Annotated in this window: 16 protein-coding genes; 8 read left to right on the forward strand and 8 right to left on the reverse strand. The window is 66.9% G+C overall.

Annotated elements, in window-relative coordinates; all coding sequences use genetic code 11:
* Positions 1-298: 298 nt before the first annotated feature.
* Genes ACI766_RS25545 through ACI766_RS25565 form a run of 5 tightly spaced genes read right to left on the reverse strand, consistent with a single transcriptional unit; the run spans position 299 to position 4,965 of the window.
* Positions 299-1,186 carry a ChaN family lipoprotein gene (locus ACI766_RS25545; protein WP_010793747.1) on the reverse strand — a complete coding sequence of 296 codons (888 nt, stop codon included), beginning with the start codon at positions 1,184-1,186 and terminating at the stop codon, positions 299-301.
* Positions 1,187-1,196: 10 nt separating this feature from the next.
* Positions 1,197-1,964, reverse strand: a complete 768-nt coding sequence (locus ACI766_RS25550) for a heme ABC transporter ATP-binding protein (protein WP_003095098.1) — start codon at positions 1,962-1,964, stop codon at positions 1,197-1,199.
* Positions 1,964-2,947 (reverse strand): FecCD family ABC transporter permease, encoded by a 984-nt coding sequence (locus ACI766_RS25555; RefSeq protein WP_003121063.1) that lies wholly within the window; start codon positions 2,945-2,947, stop codon positions 1,964-1,966. Before ACI766_RS25555 ends, ACI766_RS25550 begins: the two co-directional genes overlap by 1 nt.
* A gap of 50 nt (positions 2,948-2,997) precedes the next feature.
* Complete coding sequence (locus ACI766_RS25560; RefSeq protein WP_009877124.1) at positions 2,998-3,891, reverse strand: hemin ABC transporter substrate-binding protein; 894 nt, start codon at positions 3,889-3,891, stop codon at positions 2,998-3,000.
* A 9-nt stretch (positions 3,892-3,900) separates the two neighbouring features.
* Positions 3,901-4,965, reverse strand: a complete 1,065-nt coding sequence (locus ACI766_RS25565; protein WP_003095101.1) for a hemin-degrading factor — start codon at positions 4,963-4,965, stop codon at positions 3,901-3,903.
* Between the two features lie 180 nt (positions 4,966-5,145).
* Here ACI766_RS25565 and phuR point away from each other — a divergent pair, with 180 nt between their 5' ends.
* From phuR to ACI766_RS25580, 3 genes are all read left to right on the forward strand, one after another.
* On the forward strand, positions 5,146-7,440 hold the full coding sequence (gene phuR, locus ACI766_RS25570; protein WP_003095102.1) for a heme/hemoglobin uptake receptor PhuR: 2,295 nt from the start codon (positions 5,146-5,148) through the stop codon (positions 7,438-7,440).
* Positions 7,441-7,542: 102 nt separating this feature from the next.
* Positions 7,543-7,890, forward strand: a complete 348-nt coding sequence (locus ACI766_RS25575) for a Rieske (2Fe-2S) protein (protein WP_003121065.1) — start codon at positions 7,543-7,545, stop codon at positions 7,888-7,890.
* 80 nt (positions 7,891-7,970) lie between these two features.
* Entirely contained in the window at positions 7,971-8,483 is a 513-nt protein-coding gene (locus ACI766_RS25580) for a DUF4136 domain-containing protein (protein WP_003100166.1), read from the forward strand.
* Between the two features lie 3 nt (positions 8,484-8,486).
* Here ACI766_RS25580 and ACI766_RS25585 read toward each other — a convergent pair whose 3' ends face one another.
* Positions 8,487-8,936 carry a DUF4345 family protein gene (locus tag ACI766_RS25585; RefSeq protein ID WP_023086672.1) on the reverse strand — a complete coding sequence of 150 codons (450 nt, stop codon included), beginning with the start codon at positions 8,934-8,936 and terminating at the stop codon, positions 8,487-8,489.
* Positions 8,937-9,184: 248 nt separating this feature from the next.
* Between ACI766_RS25585 and ACI766_RS25590 the strand changes: the two genes are divergently transcribed.
* Positions 9,185-9,634 (forward strand): DUF411 domain-containing protein, encoded by a 450-nt coding sequence (locus ACI766_RS25590; protein WP_003095106.1) that lies wholly within the window; start codon positions 9,185-9,187, stop codon positions 9,632-9,634.
* A gap of 58 nt (positions 9,635-9,692) precedes the next feature.
* Here ACI766_RS25590 and alaC read toward each other — a convergent pair whose 3' ends face one another.
* Positions 9,693-10,928, reverse strand: coding sequence for an alanine transaminase (gene alaC / locus ACI766_RS25595; protein WP_003100170.1), 1,236 nt, complete (start codon positions 10,926-10,928; stop codon positions 9,693-9,695).
* Positions 10,929-11,097: 169 nt separating this feature from the next.
* On the opposite strand from alaC, the gene ACI766_RS25600 reads away from it, so the two are divergent.
* On the forward strand, positions 11,098-11,952 hold the full coding sequence (locus ACI766_RS25600) for a PhzF family phenazine biosynthesis protein (RefSeq protein ID WP_003161370.1): 855 nt from the start codon (positions 11,098-11,100) through the stop codon (positions 11,950-11,952).
* Between the two features lie 67 nt (positions 11,953-12,019).
* Positions 12,020-12,913: a neutral zinc metallopeptidase gene (locus ACI766_RS25605; protein WP_003095112.1), complete on the forward strand. Its 894-nt coding sequence runs from the start codon at positions 12,020-12,022 to the stop codon at positions 12,911-12,913.
* A gap of 21 nt (positions 12,914-12,934) precedes the next feature.
* Here the strand turns inward: ACI766_RS25605 and ACI766_RS25610 are convergent, their stop codons facing one another.
* Complete coding sequence (locus tag ACI766_RS25610) at positions 12,935-13,411, reverse strand: SecDF P1 head subdomain-containing protein (RefSeq protein WP_003100175.1); 477 nt, start codon at positions 13,409-13,411, stop codon at positions 12,935-12,937.
* 413 nt (positions 13,412-13,824) lie between these two features.
* Here ACI766_RS25610 and ACI766_RS25615 point away from each other — a divergent pair, with 413 nt between their 5' ends.
* Entirely contained in the window at positions 13,825-15,120 is a 1,296-nt protein-coding gene (locus ACI766_RS25615) for an NCS2 family permease (protein ID WP_003095114.1), read from the forward strand.
* A complete protein-coding gene (gene trmA / locus ACI766_RS25620; RefSeq protein ID WP_003116071.1) occupies positions 15,117-16,208 on the forward strand; it encodes a tRNA (uridine(54)-C5)-methyltransferase TrmA in 1,092 nt (363 codons plus the stop codon). Before ACI766_RS25615 ends, trmA begins: the two co-directional genes overlap by 4 nt.
* The last annotated feature ends 5 nt before the right edge of the window (positions 16,209-16,213 follow it).

The raw sequence follows: 16,213 nt of genomic DNA on the forward strand, positions 1-16,213 counted from the left end.
TCACGGTTTTTGACCCGGCACTTTGCCGGGTCTTTTTTTGCCTGCGATTCGGCCGGAGACGACCGTTCATCGGCTGGCGATGGAATGAATGAGAACCGGCTTGACCTGATAATGAGAATAGTTATTATTACACCAACTGGTCGCGAGGCCAGCAGGTAAGCTGAGAGACCAAGCAGTCGGACTCTTCAGATTATCTCCTCATCAGGCTAATCACGGTTTCGACCCGGCACTTTGCCGGGTCTTTTTTTGCCCGCGAAAACGTAGCGCGATACACGGCTCCAGGCCTCGCGCCCTTCCTTCAACGTGCCTTCTTCATCTCCGCGCAATAGTCCTTGTCCGGCTGTGCCGGCGTGTACCAGGCGTAGTCGGCCTCACGCGTCGTTACCGCCTGCCCGGCCTCGACCAGCATCAGTACCTGCGCACCCTTCTCCGCACCAAGGTCGCGCAGGTGGACCGGTACGCCGAGGTCGCGCCGGGCGTGGAAGCTGCCGGCGACGAGCATCGCCGGCAGTGGCGCATCGCGAAAACGCTCGGCCATGCGGCGGTCACGTTGCTGCTGGACGGCGAGCATCGCCGGCAATTGATCGTCGGGAAGCATGCCGCAGTGGGACTCGCGAATCTGCGCAAGCAGCGGCAGGCGCACGCTGTCACGCCTGGAGGCCGTTCCGGGAAGCGGCGGACGCTCCCTGTAGATGCGCATGATCTCGCTCCGCTGGAGGTTCGCCGCCAGCAACGGCGCGGGTTGCGCAACCGCCCAGGACACCAGGGGTCCGTACTGCGTCCAGTCCCAACCTTTCTGCCAGTCCAGGGCCTGCTCCAGGTTCGCCACCGGCTTGCCGGTCCCGAGTTGTGCGCGGACCGCATCCACCCGTGGTTGCTGGCCGGGATCGAGCATTTCCAGCAGCAGGCTGCCCTGCGCCCGATATTCGCCCAGGGCCTGCGCCAGCCACAGTTCCACGGCATGATGATCGGGATTGTCGTGCTTCTCGCCGACGATCACTCGCGGCGCGGCCGCCAGGCGTGCGACCAGTTGCTGCGGGCTCAGCGTCACGCCGCTGCGCAATTCGACTATTCGTCCCGTCTGCGGATCGTCGCGCCCTTCCGCGCTCTGCCAATCAGGCAGCGGCGGCAGTTGGGACTGGCAGCCGCCCAGCAGCAGACAGAAAGCGAACAGGCGAATGCGCATGGCGACTCCTTCAACGGGCGACGATCAGCGGATGACCTCGCTCGGGATGACGCTGGACCAGGACCTCGAGGCCGAACACCGCGCGCAACGGCTCGGGGCGCAGGACTTCCTCGGGCGTACCGAGCAGGTGCGGGCGACCATTCTGCAACAGCAGCAGGCGGTCGCAATAGCGCGCGGCCAGGTTGAGATCGTGGAGGATCACCAGCACCGAGGCACCGCGGCGGGCGAAATCATGCACCGCCTGCAGGGTGGTGTGCTGGTGCAGCGGGTCGAGCGCCGAGGTCGGTTCGTCGAGCAGCAGCACCTGCCCCGGCTCGCCCGGCCACAGCTGCGCCAGCACCCGCGCCAGGTGCACGCGCTGGCGTTCGCCGCCGGACAGCGCCAGGTAGCTGCGCCCGGCCAGATGGCTGGCGTCGGCCGCCGCCAAGGCCTCGGCGACGATCTGCACATCGCGCTCGCGGCCGCTGGAATGGGGCAGCCGACCGAAGCCGACCACCGCCTCCACCGGAAAGGCGAAGCCCAGCGACGAACTCTGCGGCAGCACCGCCAGGCGCTGCGCGCGAGCGACGCCCGGCCAGTCGTCGAGGCCGCGCTCGTCGAGCAGCACCAGCCCTTCGGCCGGCTCCAGTTCGCCACAGAGAGCGCCAAGCAAGGTGCTCTTGCCAGCGCCGTTGGGGCCGAGTACGCCGAGCATCTCGCCAGGCCGCAGCTCCAGTTCGAGGCCTTCCAGTACAGTCTTTCCGCCACGGCGGATGGACAGGTTCTCCACGCGCAGCATCAGGCCCGCCCCCGCAATAGCAGATAAAGGAAGAACGGCGCGCCGATCAGTGCCGTGACGATGCCGATCGGCAACTCCGCCGGAGCCAGCGCCAGGCGCGCCAGCAGGTCGGCAAGCAGCAGGAGAATGGCGCCGGCCATCATCGAGGCCGGCAGCAACGTCCGATGATCCGGACCGGCAACCAGACGGATCAGGTGCGGCACCACCAGGCCGATGAAGCCGATCATCCCCGCCGCCGCCACTGCGGCGCCGACGCCAAGGGCAGTGCAAAGCACCAGTTCGGCCTTCAATCGCTCGACGTCGAAGCCTAGGTGACGGGCCTCGGACTCGCCGAGCAGCAGTGCGTTCAGCGCATCTGCCCGGCGCGGTAGCCAGCAGGCCACCAGCAGCGCCACCAGCAGCAGCGGCCAGAGTCGTGGGTAGCTGGCGCCGTTCAGGCTGCCCAGGTTCCAGAAGGTCAGGGTACGCAAGGTGGCGTCATCGGCGAGATAGGTAAACAGTCCGATCACCGCGCCGGACAGCGCGGTCAAGGCGATCCCTGCCAACAACATGGTGGCCACGCTGGTCTGGCCATCGCGGCGGCCAAGTCGATAGACCAGCCAGGTCACCCCCAGGCCGCCGCCGAAGGCGCACAGCGACAGCAGGTAGGGCGCTAGGAACGCCGGCAAGCCACCCAGCGAGGCGCCGAACACGATGGCCAGCGCCGCGCCGAGGGCCGCGCCGCTGGACACCCCGACCAGCCCTGGATCGGCCAGCGGGTTGCGGAACAGGCCCTGCATCGCCACCCCGGACAGCGCCAGCACCGCGCCCACGGCCAGGCCGAGCAGGGTCCGCGGCAGGCGGATCTGGCCGAGGATCATTTCCGCCTGGGCCAGGCCCGTTCCATCGAGCGGCAGCCCGGCCAGGCGCAGCGCGGCGCGCAGGGTATCGCCCAGCGGCAGGCTGACGGGACCGAGGGCGAGGGACAACCAGAGGACCAACACGAGCGAAATCCCCAGCGCACCGAACAGTGCGCGGGGGCGAACAACCGATTTCAATGGGCGGCTTCCGTACTCAGCGGTTTCGCGGAAGGATAAAAGGCTGCGGAGAGAGCCGCCAGGCCATCCGGCAGGCGCGGACCGAGGCCGCCCACCAGGAGCGTCGGGTCAAGCACCAGCAGACGTCCGTCACGCGCCGCGCGAGTCGCGGCGAGGCCGGGGTTCTGCTTGAGCAGCGCGGCACGCGCCGCATCACCTTCGAGGCTGCGGTCGGCGATCACCACCGCGACCGGATCGAGCGCTGCCAGGGCTTCCACCGAGATCGGCTTGTAACCCTCATGGGTAGCCAGGTTGCGTGCTCCGGCTCGGTTCAGGACCCAATCGCCGCCGGTATTGCGCCCGGCTACCAGCAACTGACCCCCGGCGTTGCCGATCACCAGCAGGACGCCCGGGGCCGGCTGACTCTTCTGCGCGGCCGCGATCCAGTCCGCCTGGCGCCGCAGCCGCTGACGATAGTCAAGTTCGGCGGCCTCGGCGCGCTGGGGCACGCCGAGCCAGTCGCCGAGCTTCTTCAGATTGCTTTCCAGTGCCTCCAGATCCGGCTTGGCGGAGAGGGTCTCGACCCGCACGCCGGCGCCTTCGAGCTGCTTGAGTACCGGCGGAGGCCCCATTTCCTCGGTGCCGATGAGGATATCCGGGCGTAACGCCAGCACGCCCTCGGCAGCCAGTTGGCGCTGGTAGCCGACGCTCGGCAACTGTTTCAGCGCCTGCGGATGCTGGCTGGTGGTGTCCACCCCGACCAGCTTGCTCTCGCCGCCCAGCGCCACCACCCATTCGCTCAGCGAGCCGCCCGCGCTCACCCAGCGTTGCGGCAGCTCGGCGGCCTGGCCCATGCCGGTGCCGAGCAGGATGCCCAGCGCCAACCCGTTGAATAGTCGATCGATACGCATGATCTCTCCTCAGAGCGCCTTGAAGGATTCGGCCAGTTCGCGCCAGTCGTCGCGCTCGGGCTCGCCGGGCTTGCGTGCGCCGAACAGTTGCACGATCAGTTCGCCGTCGGCGTCGAAGGCCTCCCAGCTGGTTACGATGCCATCGGTGCTCGGCTTGCGCACCCGCCAAAGCTCGGCGATGCCGGTGGTCTTCAGGTGCAGGTTGAATTCCGGATCGAGCACGTTGAACCAGTCGTCCAGCCACTTCAGGTTGCACACAGGCCCGGTATGGATCTGGATGCAGTGGGCGTTGCCGACGAACACCATGATCGGCAATCCGCTTTCGGCCGCCGCTTCGAAGAGTTTCGCCAGGTCGCCCTTGTCCAGGCGCTCGGCCCATTCGCCGCCAGCCAGGCGCAGCGCCTGGGTGCGCTGCGCGCCATGCTTCTTCAGCAGGGCGTGGAAATGATGGGTGTCCTTCAACGCGGCCCAGCCTTCGCGCAAGGCGGCGGCATCGATCTGCGCATCGACGAGCGCCGCAGCCGGTGCGCGGGGTTCGTGCAGCGCCAGCACGGCATCCTGCTCGGCAGCCCGCAGGCGCTCGACCAGCGGTTCCCAGGCGCGGACGTCGCTGGCCTCGGTAAGGAACACCTTGTGCACCGCCACGCCCTGCTGGTCGAACACCTGGATGCTGCGCTGGGTACCCCGCGCTGTCTCCTCGGCAATGGCGAAGACGGCGTTCCACCCCCCCAGGAACAGGCGCAGGTCGATATCCGGCGAGACCACCAGGCCCATCTGCCCATTGGCAGAGACCGTCACTTCGCGATACGGCCCCTTGCGTTCGTGGACGCAATGCTCGTTGCGGGTCAGCGCCATGATCGGCCCCAGTTCGCCGAGCGCCGGCAGCAAGGCGGCCCAGTCCGGCCGCAGGCGCACGGCATCGATGCCGACCCGGCTGGCGACCAGCTCGCCTTCGCTGACCTGCAACAGCGCGGCGGCGTCGCGCGCGCGTAGCTGCGGTCGCTCGGCGCGCAGGTCCTGCCAGGCGCGGTAAAGCTCGGCAGGGGAATGGGAAAGGCTGGGAGTGCTGCTCATCGACGGTTCCTCGGGCATATCCGGTTCGGTCGCGCTACGCGCAAAAACAGGTGAACTTTGCCACAAAACGCATATCTGAATCCATTTGATAATTATTTGCATTAGCGTTTTTCTGGCAGTACCTTGTGCGCCCGACGTCCCCCTGGCTATTCGCCACCGGCCCGACCCAAGGAGTCCCACATGCCGCTCTCCCCGCCCTTCGCCCTGCGCCCCTGCCTGGCCCTGCTGTTGCTCAGCCCTTCCCTGGCCCTGGCGGGGAACGCCGTCCCGCTGACCCCGACCACCATCACCGCCACCCGTACCGAGCAGGCAGTGGATTCGGTGCCAAGCACCGTCAGCGTGCAGACCCGCGAACAACTGGACCGGCAGAACGTCAACAACATCAAGGAACTGGTGCGCTACGAACCGGGAGTCTCGGTCGGCGGCGCCGGCCAGCGTGCCGGGATCACCGGCTACAACATCCGCGGCATCGACGGGAACCGCATCCTTACGCAGATCGACGGGGTCGAACTGCCCAACGACTTCTTCAGCGGCCCCTACGCGCAGACCCACCGCAACTACGTCGATCCGGACATCGTAAAGCGCGTGGAAATCCTTCGCGGCCCGGCCTCGGCGCTGTACGGCAGCAACGCCATCGGCGGCGCGGTGAGCTACTTCACCCTCGACCCGTCGGACATCATCAAGGACGGCAAGGACGTCGGCGCCCGGCTGAAGGCCGGCTACGAGTCGGCCAGCCACTCCTGGTTGACCTCGGCCACCGTCGCCGGCCGCGCCGACGACTTCGACGGCCTGCTGCATTATGGCTACCGCCAGGGCCACGAGACCGAATCCAACGGCGGCCACGGCGGCACCGGGCTCTCGCGCAGCGAAGCCAACCCGGAAGACGCCGACAGCTACAGCCTGCTCGGCAAGCTGGGCTGGAACTACGCCGAGGGCAGCCGCTTCGGGCTGGTCTTCGAGAAGTACAAGAGCGACGTCGATACCGACCAGAAGAGCGCCTATGGCGGCCCGTACGACAAGGGCAAGCCGGCCATCCCGCCGAGCATGCTGCCGGGCGGCATGTACCAGTGGCGCAAGGGCAACGACACCCTGACTCGCGAGCGCTACGGCCTGGAGCACCATTTCCTGCTCGACAGCCCGGTCGCCGATCGCATCCAGTGGAGCCTGAACTACCAGTTGGCGAAGACCGACCAGGCGACCCGCGAGTTCTACTACCCGATCACCCGCAAGGTCCTGCGTACCCGCGACACTACCTACAAGGAACGCCTGTGGGTCTTCGACAGCCAGTTGGACAAGAGCTTCGCCATCGGCGAGACCGAGCACCTGCTGAGCTACGGGATCAATCTCAAGCACCAGAAGGTCACCGGCATGCGCAGCGGCACCGGCACCAACCTGGACACCGGCGCGGACAGCCCGCGCGATGCCCTGGAACGCAGCAGCGACTTTCCCGATCCGACGGTGAAGACCTACGCCCTGTTCGCCCAGGACAGCATCAGCTGGAACGACTGGACCTTCACTCCCGGCCTGCGTTACGACTACACGCGCATGGAGCCGCACATCACCGACGAGTTCCTGCGCACCATGAAGCAGAGCCAGAACACCGCGGTCGACGAGTCGGACAAGAAATGGCACCGGGTTTCGCCCAAGTTCGGCGTGACCTACGACTTCGCCCAGCACTACACCTGGTACGGCCAATACGCCCAGGGCTTCCGCACGCCCACCGCCAAGGCGCTGTACGGTCGATTCGAGAACCTGCAGGCGGGCTACCACATCGAGCCTAACCCCAACCTCAAGCCGGAAAAGAGCCAGAGCTTCGAGACCGGGTTGCGCGGCAAGTTCGACGAAGGCAGCTTCGGCGTAGCGGTGTTCTACAACAAATATCGCGACTTCATCGACGAAGACGCCCTGAATACCGATAGCACCGGCGGCAACGGCCAGACCTTCCAGTCCAACAACATCGAGCGGGCGGTGATCAAGGGCGTCGAACTCAAGGGCCGCCTGGAGCTGGGCGCCTTCGGCGCGCCGCAGGGGCTCTACACCCAGGGCAGCGTGGCCTACGCCTACGGTCGCAACAAGGACAACGGCGAGCCGATCAACAGCGTCAACCCACTCACCGGAGTGTTCGGCCTGGGCTACGACGAAGCAGACGGCAACTACGGCGGGCTGCTCAGCTGGACCCTGGTCAAACGCAAGGATCGCGTCGACGACAGCACCTTCCACACCCCGGATGGCACCGCCAGCCAGTTCAAGACCCCGGGCTTCGGCGTCCTCGACCTCAGCGCCTACTACAGGCTGAGCAAGGACCTGACCCTCAACGCCGGTCTCTACAACCTGACCGACAAGAAATACTGGCTGTGGGATGACGTGCGCGGCTACGACAGCGTCGGCGAGGCTTCGGCGCTGGCCCCGGCCAACATCGACCGACTGTCCCAGCCAGGCCGCAATTTCGCGGTCAACCTGGTCTGGGACATCTGACCCGTTACCCCTTCGCACACGGAAGTGCCCCCATACCCAGCGCCTGGCCATGCCGGGCGCTTTCCATGCCACAGGTGAAAGCCGTCCTCCGGATCAGGGATAATGATCCCGGCAAACGGAGCGCCCATGATCCACCTGTGTCCCTCTTCCCATCTCGCCGAAGGCAACAGCCGCGGCTTCCTCGTCGATGAGCGGCGGCTGTTCGCGGTGCGTCGCGACGGCCGCGCCTACATCTACCTGAACCGCTGCCCGCATCGCGGCATCCCGTTGGAGTGGCAGCCCGATGCCTTCCTCGACGACAGCGCCAGCCTGATCCGTTGCGCCAGCCACGGCGCGCTGTTCCTCATCGAGTCCGGCGAGTGCGTCGCCGGCCCCTGCGCTGGCGAGCGCTTGCGCGCCCTGCCCTGCCGGGAAGACGCCGAAGGCCTCTGGGTGGAGCTGGACGACTGACCCAACGGGGGATGGGCGGCAAGCCGCGAGGCAACGGCTAGGCTTGCGGCACAAAGATAAAAAAGAGGAAGGAACGCGCCATGCGCCGATTCAGCCTGCGCTTCGTCCTGCTGCTCCTGTTCGGCCTGCTGCTCTATGCCTGCCGCAATGAACCGGGCCCCGTACGGCTCGCCCCTGGCGTAACAGCGGCGGATTACCGGACTTTCTTCATCCAGGCGGTACGCGCCGAGGGGCACCGCATCGACTTCGAGGAGCGTTTCGATACGGCCGTGCGCCGCGCCCTGGAGGCCAAGGGCTATCGCTACCACGCGGAACACGGCGACCTGCGGGTGATCTACGCCCTCGGCCTGCAACGCCAGCCGGGCCTGGAAATGCGCCCGGTGATCACCCAGGATGGCGTCTTCACCCAGACCCAACTGACCGAAGACACCGAGGCCAGGCTGGCGCTGCGCATCCTTGACGAAAGCAACGGCAGGGTCCTTCTGGAAAGCGTGCTGAGCCGCCAACTGCACGATCCGGCGCTGACCCAGGAAGCGTTCGACCGCGGCGTCGCGCAGTTGCTGAAGGACTTCCCGAGTCGCAGTCAACCTTGAATGTCACAGGCCGTCGAAGTCGTCCTCGCGACGCTCGGCGCTCTCGCCGGGTGCCGACAGCCGGGGCGGCCGCCGTTGCAGCCACCACAGGGCGGCGATCCCCAGGGCAGCCATTGCGCCGCGGAACAGCAGGCCGAACAGGTTGCCGTCGGCCTCCATCCCGCCCTCGATCCAGGCAATCAATAGCCGCGACAGGGTCAGGATCGATTGCAGCAGCACTATCAGGATCAACGCCGGCTGCACCAGCGAAGCCCGGCGCAGGGCGAACAGCAGGAACAACGCCAGGGCGAACTGATGGCCGCCATAGAACACCCGCGCATCGCTGACCGCCGAAGGCTCCATCAGCAGCATGCCACTGAGATTGGCCATCTCGTAGGGACGCACCCAGTACAGCACTCCCAGCGCGCCCCATACCAGCGCCTGAACCAGCAAAACCAAACGGGCGAAGAGCATCCCCTTTCTCCTCGGGCCTGTTGCCCCAGCGGTCAGTTCGACACCGGCGGCGAACGCCCCGGCAACCCTAAGGACAGCAGACCCAAACCGCGCCGACGAGTTCGCTGCGACAATCCGTCCCTGCCCAACGGCAACCCGGCGCGGCGGGCAGCGCATCGCTTCGTCACAAGTGGATACAGCTCACCGGCTGGGTGGCGGCGGGTGCCAGCGGTATGCTCCCGGCATTCGCTCGCAGCAAGGAGAATCCCATGCGCCGCTTCGCACCCCTGGCCGTCCTGGCCGCCACCCTGCTCCACGGTTCCCTGGTCCAGGCCGCCGAACCGCTGGCCATCGACGTCCACCGCGACGCCAACTGCGGCTGCTGCAAGGACTGGATCAAGCACCTCGAAGCCAACGGTTTCAAGGTCACCGACCATGTGGAAGCAGACATGAGCGCAGTCAAGAGCCGTCTCGGCGTGCCCTACAGCATGGGCTCCTGTCATACCGGAGTGATCGACGGCAAGTTCGTCGAAGGCCACGTGCCGGCAGCCGACATCCTCAAGCTGCGCGAACGCGCCGACCTGGTCGGCGCCGCCGTACCGGGCATGCCGGTCGGCTCGCCGGGCATGGAAATGGGCGACCGCCAGGACGCCTACCAGGTCGTCGGCCTGACCAGGAGCGGCCAGGCCTCGGTACTGGCGGAGTACCCGGGACGCTAACGAAAACGCCGTTTTCCCCAGGGAAAACGGCGTTTTTCCTTGTAGCAGGACGTGAGGATCACTCCGCCAGGCTATCGACCTTCCTCTGCGGCGACAGCAGCCCGTCGGCGCGGAACATCGCCTTGATCCCGCGCACCGCCTGGCGCAGGCGGTCGCGGTTCTCGATCAGGGCGAAACGCACATGATCGTCGCCGTAGTCGCCGAAGCCGATCCCCGGCGACACCGAGACCTTGGCGTCCTGCAACAGCTTCTTGGCGAACTCCAGCGAGCCCAGATGCGCGTAGGGCTCGGGGATCTTCGCCCAGACGTACATCGAGGCCTTCGGGTTCTCCACCATCCAGCCGGCCTCGCGCAGCCCCTTCACCAGGACGTCGCGGCGCTGCTGGTACTGCCGGGCGATATCGCGGACGCACTGCTGGTCGCCTTCCAGAGCGGCAATGGCCGCCACCTGCAGGGGCGTGAAGGTGCCGTAGTCGTGGTAGCTCTTGATCCGCGCCAGGGCCGAGACCAGCTCGGGATTGCCGACCATGAAGCCGATCCGCCAGCCGGCCATGTTGTAGCTCTTCGACAGGGTGAAGAACTCCACGGCGATATCCTTGGCACCCGGTACCTGCATGATCGACGGCGCTTTCCAGCCGTCGTAGACGATGTCTGCATAGGCCAGGTCGTGCACGACCATCACGTCGTACTGCTTGGCCAGCGCCACCACGCGCTCGAAGAAGTCCAGCTCGACGCACTGCGCGGTAGGGTTGGAGGGGAAACCGAGAATCATCATGCGCGGCTTGGGAATCGATTCGCGGATCGCCCGTTCCAGCTCGTTGAAGAAATCGATGCCCGGCACCAGCGGCACCGAGCGCACCTGGGCGCCGGCGATCACCGCACCGTAGATGTGGATCGGATAGCTCGGGTTGGGCACGAGGATGGTGTCGCCATGGTCGAGGGTCGCCAGCATCAGGTGCGCCAGGCCTTCCTTGGAGCCGATGGTGACGATGGCTTCGCTTTCCGGGTCGATCTGCACGTCGTAGCGGTCACGGTACCAGTGCGAGATGGCCCGGCGCAGGCGCGGGATGCCACGCGAGGTGGAGTAGCCATGGGTGTCTTCGCGCTGGGCGACGGTGCAGAGCTTCTCGACGATATGCGGCGGGGTCGGCCCGTCGGGATTGCCCATGCTCAGGTCGATGATGTCCTCGCCACGGCGACGAGCGGCCATCTTCAGTTCGGCGGTGATATTGAAAACGTAGGGGGGAAGGCGGTCGATGCGCGCGAAACGGCGCGCAGGGCGTGATTCAGCCATGCTGTCCTCGGAGTAACGTAAGCGCCCGGAACCGTCCGAGCGACGCCGACCGCTGCGGCGGCCTGGAAAGCGCAAGCCAGGCGCTTTCTTGTCGGCGAACATAAAGGCCGATAGGCTGCTTGTCGAGTCCCCCCTCGCGTTTTTCATTCCATTTCACAGGAAAAGGCCCATGTCCCGACGCTACTGGCAACTCGATGTGTTCGCCGAGCGTCCGCTCACCGGCAACGGTCTGGCCGTATTCGACGACGCCAGCGCCCTCGATGACGCCGCCATGCAGGCCTGGACCCGCGAACTGCGCCAGTTCGAGTCGATCTTCCTGCTGCCGGGCGACGACCCACGGGCCTTCCGCGCACGGATCTTCACCCTGGAGGAAGAACTGCCGTTCGCCGGCCACCCGCTGCTCGGCGCCGCCGCCCTGCTCCATCACCTGCGCGGCGGCGACAACGAACAGCACTGGACGCTGCACCTGGCCAGCAAGTCGGTGGCCCTGCGCAGCGTGCGGGCGGGCAGCGGTTTCTACGCCGAGATGGACCAGGGCCGCGCCGAATTCGGCGCCACCCCGGACGCCGGGACCTGCCGCTGGTTCGCCGAAGCCTTCTCGCTATCGGCCAACGACCTGTCCGGGCATCCGCCGCGGGTGGTGAGCACCGGCCTGCCCTACCTGCTCCTGCCGGTGACCGCCGAGGCACTGGGTCGAGCCCGTCAGGTCAACGATTTGCAAGAAGCCCTGGATAAACTCGGCGCGGCGTTTGTCTATCTGCTCGACGTCGACGGGCGCGAGGGCCGCACCTGGGACAACCTGGGGCTGGTGGAAGACGTGGCTACCGGCAGCGCTGCCGGTCCGGTCGCCGCCTACCTGGTGGAATACGGGCTTGCCGCGCGCGGCGAACCCTTCGTCCTGCACCAGGGACGCTTCCTCGACCGGCCGAGCCGACTCGACGTCCAGGTCGCGACAGACGGCGGCGTCAGGGTCGGCGGCCACGTCCAACTGCTCGCCCGCGCCGAGCTGCTGACCTCGGCCTGACGGTCGGGGTGGCGCTGGCGGCGGACGACGACAACACTGAAGAAGCGAAACGTACAGGAGAACCGCCATGCTCTGGCGCAAAGGACGACGCAGTGACAACGTGATTGATGCCCGGGGCGAAGGAGGCGCAGGCGGCGGTGGCGGCATGCGCATCGGCGGCAAGGGCCTCAGCCTGGGTGGGGTGGCCATCGTGGTGGTGGTCGGCCTGCTGATGGGCCAGGACCCGATGCAGATCCTCGGGTCGCTGCTCGGCCAGATGGACAGCCCGGCGCCGGCCACCCAGCAGCAGGCCGGCGGTCGGGCCCCGGCGGCCAATGACGAGCAGAGCGAGTTCGTCCGCTCGATCCTCGGCGACACCGAGGACACCTGGGAACAGATCTTCGCCAGCGGCCAGGCACAATACCAACAGCCCAAGCTGGTGCTGTTCAGCAATGGGGTGAATTCCGCCTGCGGCTTCGCCTCGTCGGCCACCGGGCCGTTCTACTGTCCGGCCGACCGCCGGGTCTACCTCGACCTGGAGTTCTTCCGCGAGATGGAACAGCGCTTCTCCGCCGCCGGCGACTTCGCCCAGGCCTATGTGATCGCCCACGAGGTCGGCCACCACGTGCAGAACCTGATGGGCATCTCGGCCAAGATCAACGCAGCCCGCCAGCGCGGCGCGCGCATGGAGGGCGCCAACGGCCTGTCGGTACGCCAGGAACTGCAGGCGGACTGCTTCGCCGGGGTCTGGGCCAACCGTGCACAGCAGCGGCTGAACTGGCTGGAGCCGGGCGACATCGAAGAAGCCCTGAACGCCGCCAACGCCATCGGCGACGATCGCCTGCAACGCCAGGGCCGCGGCATGGTGGTGCCGGATTCCTTCACCCATGGCTCCTCGGCGCAACGCATGCGCTGGTTCAAGACCGGCTTCGAGAGCGGCTCGCCGGCCAGTTGCGATACCTTCAAGGCCCAGACGCTCTGAGCCTCGCCGCCAGCCGGGCGCTTAGCGCCCCGGCTGGCTTCCCAGCGCATTCAACTGATCGGCCAGTTCCCTGGCCTCGTAGACCGAAGCCAACCCGTCGAGATAGACCTTGCCGTTGCGGATCGGCTCGCGCACCCGCGGCGCCAGGCGCAGGCGCCCGTCCACCAGTACCGCGAGAGTGCGCCCCCGGGCCTCGCCGGTCAGCGCGGCCAGGCGGCGGGCGGCCGGTTCGGTGAAGGTGACTTCGACGCCGGGTCGACCGTTCTGGTCGTACAGGACCTCGGCGCGGAGTACGTCAGCCTGGGTCAGGCTGGGCTTCAGCGCCACCAGCATGGCCTTGCCCTGCGGGTCGGCCAGGGTGCGGAACGCCGCGGAAGGCGTGCTGGCGGTGGCATAGACCCCGAAGCTGTGCTGCGGGATCGGCAGCGGATCGCTGGCGCAGGCGGCCAGCAGCAGCGCCAGGCCCAGCGGAAGGAGTGCGAGTTTCGAGCGTTTCATGATGAGGTACTGCAGAAAACCTGGGCGGAGCGTCCGTCCGGACGCCAACGCCTATGTTAACGCCGCCCGCGCCGGGCGGGCGAGCAGGCCCTTCCGCGAAGCGACGATCGACTAGACTGGCGGAAATTCACCCATCTCCCGCGAACTGGTATGATGCGCGCCTTTTCGAGCCGTATGAACCCCACGCAGGCCGCCGCGAGGCCCCTGGCGTGCGTGGGTCGTTTCATGCGGCTCGCGCATTTTCGGGACTCAGCCGTCTGCCGGGATCGTTCGCGATACCGCGCCGACGAGACAGCGATGCAACGCCCGCCACGCGGAAATTCGGTTTTCCCTGGTCGGCGGCCGGCTCCGCGGCCGGCCACTTCTGCTGGCGCCATGGGGATCGTTGCAGAGCACATTCAGGGGAATCCAACATGCTGGAAAAGCTGTTTCAACTAAAGGCGCACAACACCACGGTGCGCACCGAGATCCTGGCGGGGATCACCACCTTCCTGACCATGGCCTACATCCTCTTCGTCAACCCGAGCATCCTCGGCGAGACCGGCATGGACAAGGGCGCGGTGTTCGTCGCCACCTGCCTGGCAGCGGCCATCGGCTCGACCATCATGGGCCTGATCGCCAACTACCCGATCGCCCTGGCCCCCGGCATGGGCCTCAACGCCTTCTTCACCTACACCGTGGTGCTGCACATGGGCCACAGCTGGCAGGTCGCGTTGGGCGCAGTGTTCATTTCCGCCACCATGTTCTTCCTGCTGTCGATCTTCCGCATCCGCGAATGGATCATCAACAGCATCCCCCTGCCGCTGCGCTCGGCGATCGCCGCCGGTATCGGCCTGTTCCTCGCACTGATCGCCCTGCAGAACGCCGGCATCGTGGTGGACAACCCGGCAACCCTGATCGGCATGGGCGACCTGACCAAGCCGGCACCGATCCTCGCCACCCTCGGCTTCATCCTGATCGTCGCCCTGGAGGCGCGTAGCGTCACCGGCGCGGTGCTGATCGGTATCCTGGTGGTCACCGCCATCGCCATCCTGCTCGGCGTGACCCAGTTCGGCGGCGTGGTCTCGATGCCGCCGTCGCTGGCGCCGACCTTCCTCCAACTGGACATCAAGGGCGCGCTGGACATCGGCCTGGTCAGCGTGATCTTCGCCTTCCTCTTCGTCGACCTGTTCGACAACTCCGGCACCCTGATCGGCGTCGCCAAGCGCGCCGGACTGATGGGCAAGGACGGCCACATGCCGAAGATGGGCCGCGCGCTGATCGCCGACAGTACCGCCGCCATGGGCGGCTCGCTGCTGGGCACCTCGACCACCACCAGCTACATCGAGTCCGCCGCGGGCGTCAGCGCCGGCGGCCGCACCGGCCTGACCGCCATCGTCGTCGCCATCCTGTTCCTCCTCGCGCTGTTCTTCGCCCCGCTGGCCGGCAGCGTACCGGCCTTCGCCACCGCCCCGGCGCTGCTCTTCGTCGCCGTACTGATGGCCTCGGGCCTGGCAGAGATCGACTGGGAAGACATCACCGTCGCCGCGCCGGTGGTCGTCACCGCGCTGGCCATGCCGTTCACCTATTCGATCGCTACCGGCATCGCCTTCGGCTTCATTTCCTGGACCGCGATCAAGGTGCTGTCCGGGCGCTGGCGCGAACTGAACCCGGCGCTGGTGATCCTCTCCGTGCTGTTCGTGATCAAGCTGGGCTTCTTCAACGCATGAGCCGTCCACAGTTCGACCCCAGCGCCTACGCCGCGCAACTGGAAGACAAGAAGTCCCGCCTCGCCGGATTGCTGGCCCCATTCGCGGCACCCGCGCCGGAGGTCTTCGAGTCGCCGCGCGAACATTACCGGCTGCGCGCCGAATTCCGCCTGTGGCGGGAAACCGGCAACGAGAAGCGTCACTACGCGATGTTCGAGCAGGGCGACAAGCACACGCCGATCCTGATCGAGGATTTCCCCATCGCCAGCCGCCGCATCAACGAACTGATGCCGCGCCTGAAGGCGGCCTGGGCCGACCCGGCGCTGGGCTTCAAGCTGTTCCAGGTGGAGTTTCTCACCACCCTGGCCGGCGACGCGCTGATCACCCTCTGCTACCACCGGCCGATCGACGACGCCTGGCGACAGGCAGCGGAAAAGCTCGCGGCGGAACTGGGCGTGAACCTGGTGGGGCGTTCGCGCGGCAAGCGCATCGTCGTCGGACGCGACTATGTGGAGGAGGAACTGTCGGTCGCCGGCCGGCGCTTCCGCTACCGCCAGCCCGAGGGGGCTTTCACCCAGCCCAACGGCGAGGTCAACCAGAAGATGCTCGGCTGGGCCTACGAGGCGCTCGGCCAGCGCGACGACGACCTGCTCGAACTGTACTGCGGCAACGGCAACTTCACCCTGCCCCTGGCCACCCGGGTACGCAAGGTGCTGGCCACCGAGATCAGCAAGTCCTCGGTCAATGCGGCGCTGGCCAACCTGGCCGACAACGCGGTGGACAACGTCAGCCTGGTGCGCCTGTCGGCCGAAGAGCTGACCCAGGCGCTGAACGAGGTTCGCCCGTTCCGCCGCCTGGCCGACATCGACCTGAAGAGCTACGCCTTCGGCAGTGTCTTCGTCGATCCGCCACGAGCCGGCATGGATCCGGACACCTGCGAGCTGGCCCGACGCTTCGAGCGCATCCTGTACATTTCGTGCAACCCGGAAACCCTGGCGCAGAACATCGCCCAACTGCACGACACGCACCGGATCAGCCGCTGCGCGCTGTTCGACCAGTTCCCCTACACCCACCACATGGAAAGCGGCGTCCTGCTCGAACGCCGCTGAGAGTG

Source organism: Pseudomonas sp. DL (assembly GCF_047199225.1).
Taxonomy (GTDB): domain Bacteria; phylum Pseudomonadota; class Gammaproteobacteria; order Pseudomonadales; family Pseudomonadaceae; genus Pseudomonas; species Pseudomonas aeruginosa.

Coding starts and splice junctions, on each gene's coding strand:
- ACI766_RS25545 (WP_010793747.1), bottom strand. CDS start 1,186: ATGCGCATTCGCCTGTTCGCTTTCTGTCTGCTGCTGGGCGGCTGCCAG.
- ACI766_RS25550 (WP_003095098.1), bottom strand. CDS start 1,964: ATGCTGCGCGTGGAGAACCTGTCCATCCGCCGTGGCGGAAAGACTGTA.
- ACI766_RS25560 (WP_009877124.1), bottom strand. CDS start 3,891: ATGCGTATCGATCGACTATTCAACGGGTTGGCGCTGGGCATCCTGCTC.
- ACI766_RS25565 (WP_003095101.1), bottom strand. CDS start 4,965: ATGAGCAGCACTCCCAGCCTTTCCCATTCCCCTGCCGAGCTTTACCGC.
- phuR (WP_003095102.1), top strand. CDS start 5,146: ATGCCGCTCTCCCCGCCCTTCGCCCTGCGCCCCTGCCTGGCCCTGCTG.
- ACI766_RS25575 (WP_003121065.1), top strand. CDS start 7,543: ATGATCCCGGCAAACGGAGCGCCCATGATCCACCTGTGTCCCTCTTCC.
- ACI766_RS25580 (WP_003100166.1), top strand. CDS start 7,971: ATGCGCCGATTCAGCCTGCGCTTCGTCCTGCTGCTCCTGTTCGGCCTG.
- ACI766_RS25585 (WP_023086672.1), bottom strand. CDS start 8,936: ATGCTCTTCGCCCGTTTGGTTTTGCTGGTTCAGGCGCTGGTATGGGGC.
- ACI766_RS25590 (WP_003095106.1), top strand. CDS start 9,185: ATGCGCCGCTTCGCACCCCTGGCCGTCCTGGCCGCCACCCTGCTCCAC.
- alaC (WP_003100170.1), bottom strand. CDS start 10,928: ATGGCTGAATCACGCCCTGCGCGCCGTTTCGCGCGCATCGACCGCCTT.
- ACI766_RS25600 (WP_003161370.1), top strand. CDS start 11,098: ATGTCCCGACGCTACTGGCAACTCGATGTGTTCGCCGAGCGTCCGCTC.
- ACI766_RS25605 (WP_003095112.1), top strand. CDS start 12,020: ATGCTCTGGCGCAAAGGACGACGCAGTGACAACGTGATTGATGCCCGG.
- ACI766_RS25610 (WP_003100175.1), bottom strand. CDS start 13,411: ATGAAACGCTCGAAACTCGCACTCCTTCCGCTGGGCCTGGCGCTGCTG.
- ACI766_RS25615 (WP_003095114.1), top strand. CDS start 13,825: ATGCTGGAAAAGCTGTTTCAACTAAAGGCGCACAACACCACGGTGCGC.
- trmA (WP_003116071.1), top strand. CDS start 15,117: ATGAGCCGTCCACAGTTCGACCCCAGCGCCTACGCCGCGCAACTGGAA.